This window comes from Streptomyces ipomoeae 91-03 (assembly GCF_000317595.1).
GTDB lineage: Bacteria > Actinomycetota > Actinomycetes > Streptomycetales > Streptomycetaceae > Streptomyces > Streptomyces ipomoeae.
This window is the reverse complement of sequence record NZ_AEJC01000551.1, coordinates 38,226-45,140: the sequence shown is the minus strand read 5'-3', so window position 1 is coordinate 45,140 and position 6,915 is coordinate 38,226. Positions and strand designations below refer to the sequence as shown.

6 protein-coding genes are annotated in these 6,915 nt (G+C 70.1%); 5 read left to right on the top strand and 1 reads right to left on the bottom strand.

From position 1 onward, the window contains the following. The first annotated feature begins 197 nt into the window (after nt 1–197). From STRIP9103_RS36035 to STRIP9103_RS36015, 5 genes are all read left to right on the top strand, one after another. Complete coding sequence (locus STRIP9103_RS36035; protein WP_009330843.1) at nt 198–968, top strand: DeoR/GlpR family DNA-binding transcription regulator; 771 nt, start codon at nt 198–200, stop codon at nt 966–968. 192 nt (nt 969–1,160) lie between these two features. Then, nucleotides 1,161–2,531 (top strand): ABC transporter substrate-binding protein, encoded by a 1,371-nt coding sequence (locus STRIP9103_RS36030; protein WP_009330855.1) that lies wholly within the window; start codon nt 1,161–1,163, stop codon nt 2,529–2,531. After that, entirely contained in the window at nt 2,528–3,466 is a 939-nt protein-coding gene (locus STRIP9103_RS36025) for a carbohydrate ABC transporter permease (RefSeq protein ID WP_009330866.1), read from the top strand. The genes STRIP9103_RS36030 and STRIP9103_RS36025 overlap by 4 nt, the downstream gene beginning before the upstream one ends. Next, nucleotides 3,463–4,380, top strand: coding sequence for a carbohydrate ABC transporter permease (locus STRIP9103_RS36020; RefSeq protein ID WP_009330848.1), 918 nt, complete (start codon nt 3,463–3,465; stop codon nt 4,378–4,380). Before STRIP9103_RS36025 ends, STRIP9103_RS36020 begins: the two co-directional genes overlap by 4 nt. Beyond that, complete coding sequence (locus STRIP9103_RS36015) at nt 4,377–5,366, top strand: zinc-dependent alcohol dehydrogenase family protein (RefSeq protein WP_009330862.1); 990 nt, start codon at nt 4,377–4,379, stop codon at nt 5,364–5,366. The genes STRIP9103_RS36020 and STRIP9103_RS36015 overlap by 4 nt, the downstream gene beginning before the upstream one ends. A gap of 322 nt (nt 5,367–5,688) precedes the next feature. Here STRIP9103_RS36015 and STRIP9103_RS36010 read toward each other — a convergent pair whose 3' ends face one another. Beyond that, entirely contained in the window at nt 5,689–6,912 is a 1,224-nt protein-coding gene (locus STRIP9103_RS36010; RefSeq protein WP_009330842.1) for an MFS transporter, read from the bottom strand. Between the last annotated feature and the right edge of the window lie 3 nt (nt 6,913–6,915).

Sequence of the window (6,915 nt, the reverse complement as noted above, 5' to 3'; positions counted from 1 at the left end):
CCCCCGTGTTCGGGCACGCGCGGTGCCCGATCCCACCTCCGCCCCAGGTCCGCGACGGGCGAGGGCCTCGTGAAACGGGCATGGACGGGCAGCATCGGATGCGCAACAGACCTGGTCGGCGCGGCGCACCCGCTGTAGAACTTCCCCCGAGGCCTCCAGCGGGCCCGAACGGGCAGCACTACGGCGAGGGAGAGCAGGTGTCGGCCATGAGCGCGGAAGAAAGGCAGCGCGAGATCGTCAGGGCCGCCCGCCGTACGGGCTCGGTCGACGTCGCCGAACTCGCCGTCGAACTGGGCGTGGCGAAGGAGACCGTGCGGCGTGATCTGCGCGCCCTGGAGGACCACGGGCTGGTCCGCCGTACGCACGGCGGGGCGTATCCCGTGGAGAGCGCCGGATTCGAGACGACGCTCGCCTTCCGTGCGACCAGTCATGTCCCCGAGAAGCGTCGTATCGCCGCCGCGGCGGCCGAACTGCTCGGGGACGCCGAGACGGTCTTCGTCGACGAGGGCTTCACCCCGCAGCTCATCGCCGAGGCGCTGCCCCGTGACCGGCCGCTGACCGTGGTCACCGCCTCCCTCGCCACCGCGGGCGCGCTCGCGGAGGCCGGCAACACCACCGTGCTGCTGCTCGGCGGCCGGGTGCGGCCCGGCACCCTCGCCACCGTCGACCACTGGACGACGAAGATGCTCGCCGGCTTCGTCATCGACCTGGCCTACATCGGCGCCAACGGCATCACCCGCGACCATGGGCTCACCACCCCCGACCCGGCGGTCAGCGAGGTCAAGGCCCAGGCCATCCGCGCCTCCCGGCGCACCGTCTTCGCCGGCGTCCACACCAAGTTCGGCGCGGTCAGCTTCTGCCGGTTCGCCGGGGTCGGCGAGCTGGAGGCGATCGTCACCAGCACGCTGCTGCCCACGGCGGAGGCCCACCGATATTCATTGCTGGGGCCCCAGGTCATCCGGGTCTGAGAAACAGACCTGGAGAACAGACCTGGAGAACAGACCTGGAGAACAGACCTGGAGAACAGGTCTGAAGAGCAGGTCTGAAGAACGAGTCCGAAAAACAAACCCACCGAGTCCGGAAATCCAACTCATCCCCTCCTCAAGGCATCCCCTACCCCTCCCGTGCCCCTTATCTCCCTATACGTCCAGGAGCGATCCATGCGAACCCCGAGCCGACGGAGGCCGCGCACCGTACTGATCGCGGTCGCCGCAGGGACGCTGCTCGCCCCGCTTCTCTCCGGCTGCTGGACCGGAGCGGGCGGGGCGGGATCCGGCGGCGACTCCATCAACGTGTTGATGGTCAACAACCCGCAGATGCAGGAGCTGCAGAAGCTCACGGCAGCCCACTTCACCCAAGAGACCGGCATCAAGGTGAACTTCACCGTCCTGCCGGAGAACGACGTCCGCGACAAGATCAGCCAGGACTTCGCCAACCAGGCGGGCCAGTACGACGTGGCGACGCTGAGCAACTACGAGATCCCCATCTACGCCAGGAACGGCTGGCTGGAGGAGATGGACTCGTACGTCGCCAAGGACACGGCGTTCGACCAGCAGGACATCCTCAAGCCGATGCGCCAGTCCCTGACCGGCGACGACGGCAAGCTCTACGGACAGCCGTTCTACGGCGAGTCGTCCTTCCTGATGTACCGCAAGGACGTCTTCGCCGAGCAGGGGCTCACCATGCCCGAGCACCCCACCTGGCAGCAGGTCGCCGACCTCGCCGCGAAGGCGGACGGCGCCGAGTCGGGCATGAAGGGCATCTGTCTGCGCGGACTGCCCGGCTGGGGCGAGGTGATGGCCCCGCTCACCACCGTCGTCAACACCTTCGGCGGCACCTGGTTCGACAAGGACTGGAAGGCCCGACTGAACTCACCCGAGTTCGAGAAGGCCACCAAGTTCTACGTCGACCTCGTCCGCGAACACGGCGAGTCCGGCGCCGCCCAGTCCGGGTTCGCCGAGTGCCTGAACAACATGACCCAGGGCAAGGTCGCCATGTGGTACGACGCCACCTCCGCGGCCGGTTCCCTGGAGGCGGCCGACTCCCCGGTGAAGGGAAAGATCGGCTACGTACCGGCACCGGTCGAGAAGACCGAGTCCTCCGGCTGGCTCTACACCTGGGCCTGGGGCATCCAGAAGGCCTCCCGGAACCCCGACAAGGCCTGGAAGTTCGTCTCCTGGGCCTCCGGCAAGCAGTACGAGCAGTTGGTCGGCGACCGGATCGGCTGGTCCAACGTGCCCGCCGGCAAACGGGAGTCGACGTACACGAACCCCGCGTACGTCAAAGAGGCCGCCGCCTTCCAGGAGATGACCCGGGAGGCCATCGAGGGCGCCCGGCCCACCGACCCCGGTGTGCAGCCGCGGCCCGCGCCCGGCATCCAGTTCGTCGGCATCCCCGAGTTCACCGATCTCGGCACCAAGGTCTCCCTGGAGATCAGCGCGGCCATCGCCGGACGCCAGTCCGTCGAGTCGGCCCTGAAGAAATCGCAAGCGCTCGCCGAGCAGATCTCCGAGGAGTACGAGGGCCGATGACCGCGACGACGACAGCGCCGACAACGGCGACCCCCGTACGCACGGACGGCACACCGAACGCCCGACTGCGCGCCTGGGCCACCCGCGCCCCGCTCCTGCCCGCCCTGATCTTCATGATCGCCGTGACCCAGCTCCCGTTCGTGGCCACGCTGGTGATCTCCCTCTTCGACTGGAACTCCCTCTACCCCGACGCCCGCGACTTCGCCGGTCTCGCCAACTACGGCGAGGTCCTCACCGACCCCGATCTGCGGCGCTCGGTGTGGACGACGATCCTGCTGACGGTCGCCGTGGTCCTGGCCAGCCTGGTCCTGGGGCTGGCGCTGGCCCTGCTGCTCGACCGGAGGTTCCGCGGCCGGGGCATCGTCCGCACCCTCCTCATCGCCCCCTTCCTGGTCGTCCCGGTCGCCGCCGCCCTCCTCTGGAAACACGTCCTCTACAACCCCGAATACGGCCTGTTCAACGGCCTGTCGCACTACGTCGGCGGCCCCCAGCCGGACTGGATCTCCGAGACCCCGCTGCTCGCGGTCGAGGCCTCCCTGGTGTGGCAGTGGACGCCGTTCATGATGCTGATCCTGCTGGCCGGACTGCAGTCCCGGGACCATCAGCAGATCGAGGCGGCGAGGGTGGACGGCGCGAGCGACTGGCAGATCTTCCGCCATCTGACGCTCCCGCATCTGCGCCGCTATCTGGAACTGGGCGCGCTGCTGGGCTCGATCTACATCGTCCAGAACTTCGACGCCGTCTTCACGATCACATCCGGTGGACTCGGCACGGCGAACCTCCCGTACACCGTCTACCAGACCTTCTACCAGGCCCATGAGAACGGGCTCGCCTCGGCGGCCGGCGTCCTGGTCGTCATCGGCTCGATCATCATCGCGACGTTCGCGCTCCGCGTGGTGTCGTCACTGTTCCGCGAGGAGGTGTCGCGGGGATGAGCGACACGACGGTACGCGTACGGTCCGAAGCAGAGGCCGGGTCCGGTTCCGGATCCGGAGCTCGCGCGGAAGCCGGGGCCGGTCCCCGCTCGCGCAGGGCCCGGGGCGCGGGGCTCGGGGTGGCCGCCTGGCTGGCCGGGCTGCTGTTCTTCCTCCCCATCGCCTGGATGACACTGACGTCCTTCCACTCCGAGTCGGACGCGGCGACCAACCCGCCGTCCTTCACGGCCGCGTTGACCCTGGACGGCTACCGCGAGTTCTTCGGCGTGGACGGCGGCGCCGGCCCCTGGCCCGCCCTCATCAACTCGACGGTCGCGTCCCTCGCCTCGACCCTGCTCGTGCTGCTGCTGGCCCTCCCGGCGGCGTACGCCCTGTCGATCCGCCCGGTACGGAAGTGGACGGACGTCCTGTTCTTCTTCCTCTCCACGAAGATGCTGCCGGTGGTGGCGGGCCTGCTCCCCATCTACCTCTTCGCGAAGAACGCCGGCCTCCTCGACAACATCTGGCTGCTGGTCGTCCTCTACACCTCCATGAACCTGCCGATCGCCGTCTGGATGATGCAGTCCTTCCTCGCGGAGGTCCCGGTGGCGGTGATCGAGGCCGCACAGCTCGACGGCGCGCGCCTGCCGACGGTGCTGGCGCGCGTGGTGGCCCCCATCGCGGCCCCCGGCATAGCCGCGACGGCCTTGATCTGCTTCATCTTCAGCTGGAACGAACTGCTGTTCGCCCGAGTGCTCACGGGCGTCGTCGCCGAGACGGCCCCCGTCTTCCTGACCGGCTTCATCACCAGCCAGGGCCTGTTCCTGGCGAAGGTGTGCGCCGCGTCGCTCGTCATCTCCCTGCCGGTGCTCGCCGCGGGGTTCGCCGCCCAGGACAAGCTGGTCCAGGGCCTGTCGTTGGGAGCCGTGAAATGAAGGCCGCCGTCATCGAGTCCGTGGGCAAGGCCGTCGTCGCCGAGGTCCCGGACCCGACACCGGGCCCCCGCGAGGTCGTCGTCGAGGTCGCCGCGTGCGGCCTGTGCGGCACCGATCTGCACATCCTCCAGGGCGAGTTCGCGCCGAAGCTGCCGATCGTGCCGGGGCACGAGTTCGCGGGCGAGGTGGTGGGGGTGGGGGCCGAGGTCACCGAGGTGTCCGTCGGCGACCAGGTGGCGGTGGACCCGTCGTTGTACTGCTACGAGTGCCGCTACTGCCGGACGGGCCACAACAACCTCTGCGAACGCTGGGCCGCCATCGGCGTCACCACGGCGGGTGGCGCGGCCCAGTACGCGGTCGCGCCGGTGGCCAACTGCGTACGCCTCCCCGAGCACATCCGCACGGCGGACGCGGCGCTGGTGGAGCCGCTGTCGTGCGCGGTACGGGGGTACGACGTCCTCCGCTCCCGCCTGGGCGCCCATGTGCTGATCTACGGCTCCGGGACGATGGGCCTGATGATGCTGGAGCTGGCCAAGCGGACGGGGGCGGCCGGCGTGGACGTCGTGGACGTCAACCCGTCCCGTCTGGAGACCGCCCGGCGGCTGGGTGTCTCGGCGTCCGCCGCGAACCCCGACGAGCTGGATCGCCCTCAGGGGTGGGACGTGGTCGTGGACGCGACCGGGAACGCGGCGGCCATCCAGGACGGCCTCGGCCGGGTGGCCAAGGCCGGTACGTTCCTGCAGTTCGGGGTGGCGGACTATGCGACCCGGGTCACGATCGACCCGTACCGCATCTACAACCAGGAGATCACCATCACCGGTTCCATGGCGGTGCTGCACAGCTTCGAGCGGGCGGCGGAGCTGTTCGCGAACGGGGTACTGGATCCGGAGATCTTCATCAGCGACCGGGTGCCGCTGGAGCGGTATCCGCGGGCGCTGGAGCAGTTCGCGGCGGGGGTGGGGCGCAAGATCGTGGTGGTGCCGTAGGGCTTTCTCGCCCCCGCCGCCCCTTCGACCCCGCCCGACCGCCAGGGGCCGCGCCCCTGGAGCCGCCTACTGGCTCGGGAGGATGGCGTTGTGGTGCGGGTACGGGTGGTGTGCGGTTGATCGCGCAGTTCCTCGCGCCCCTTACGGGGCCCAGGAGAACCTGGCCACGTACCCGTCCTTCACGCCGGCGATCGGCGTGCTGGGCGGTCAGCCGACGCCACGCCGGCTGTTCGGCGGAGTCGTCGCTGTTCGCCTGGACCGAGGACCGCTGATCGGCCGCGGCCATGGGTAGGGGATCTGCCCCCAGAGCCAGAGCCGTCGGTCACATGTTCCGCCGGACAGGGACCGCCAGGCATACGGCCGGCGGGAGGCATACCGCTCCCACCGCCACCAACAACAGCCGGATGTCCACCAGTTCGACCAATGCCGCGCCGATCGCCATGCCCACCGCGGTCGGGGCGAACAGCAGGGTGTGGGCGGTGGCGGTCACGCGGCCCAGCAGGTCGGGTGGCGTTTCCCGTTGGACGAGGGTGAGGGCGGCGGTCAGGGCGCAGGGCAGACCGAGGCCGATCGCGGCGCTGCACGCGAGGGCGAGCGTGTCGTCGGGGATCGCGCGGAGTGCCACGGCTGCTCCGGTCAGGGCCATGCCGTAGGCCGCGAAGGGGAGTTCGCCGAGTCGGCGCAGCAGGGGGCCCGTGGCCAGGCCTATGACGATCGAGCCGATGCCCTGGGCCACGTAGAGGACGCCGGTGTACGTGGGGGAGTGGCCCAGGGACTCGACCACCGCGTAGATCAGCGCGCCGTTGATGCCGGAGAGCAGCATGGTCGCGCCGCCGGCCAGGACGAGGGGGCGCAGGCGGGGGTGCCCGAAGAGGTGGCGGGCGCCTTCGGCTGTGCGGGTGCGCCGACTCGGGCGCGGGGACGGGGACGGTTCGGGCGCCGTCGGCGTCCCGCTCGCTCCGGCCACGGTCGGTACCGCCTCCCGTACCCGCAGCAGCCCGTACAACCCCGCCGCCATCGCGAACGTCACCGCGTCGAGCAGCGCCACGGTCGCGCCGCCGTACGCCGCGTAGAGGCCCGCCCCTGCCGGCGGGGCGACCAGTTTCATGCCCTCGTTGGCCGTCATGCGGAAGCCGTTGAAGTCACCGAGGAGTGATGTGTCGACGGCGGCGGTGACGAGCGCCGACTCGGCCGCGTCCTGGACGACGCCGATGGCGCCGTAGGTCAGGAGGACCGCGTACAGGAGCCACAGGTCGCCCGGCTCGTCCACGGCGAAGAGGGTGAGGAGGAGGGCGGCCAGGCCGAGGTCGGTGCCGATGAGGAGGGAACGGCGGCGGGGACGGTCCGCGAGGGTGCCCAGCAGTGGGCCTGCCACCATCGGGGCCCACAGCGCGAACGTACACAACGCCGCCAGCGCGTCCGACCCCGTGAGGTCCTTGACCCACACCCCCGCCACCAGCCACATCGCCGACGAGCCGAACCCCGACACCACGACCCCGGCCAGGAACAACCCCGCGTCGCGGTTCCCCAGAACACGCGTCATCATCCA

What these genes read in the sequence shown, in the direction of transcription:
- STRIP9103_RS36030 (WP_009330855.1), top strand. Translation starts at nt 1,161, where the DNA reads ATGCGAACCCCGAGCCGACGGAGGCCGCGCACCGTACTGATCGCGGTC.
- STRIP9103_RS36025 (WP_009330866.1), top strand. Translation starts at nt 2,528, where the DNA reads ATGACCGCGACGACGACAGCGCCGACAACGGCGACCCCCGTACGCACG.
- STRIP9103_RS36020 (WP_009330848.1), top strand. Translation starts at nt 3,463, where the DNA reads ATGAGCGACACGACGGTACGCGTACGGTCCGAAGCAGAGGCCGGGTCC.
- STRIP9103_RS36015 (WP_009330862.1), top strand. Translation starts at nt 4,377, where the DNA reads ATGAAGGCCGCCGTCATCGAGTCCGTGGGCAAGGCCGTCGTCGCCGAG.
- STRIP9103_RS36010 (WP_009330842.1), bottom strand. Translation starts at nt 6,912, where the DNA reads ATGATGACGCGTGTTCTGGGGAACCGCGACGCGGGGTTGTTCCTGGCC.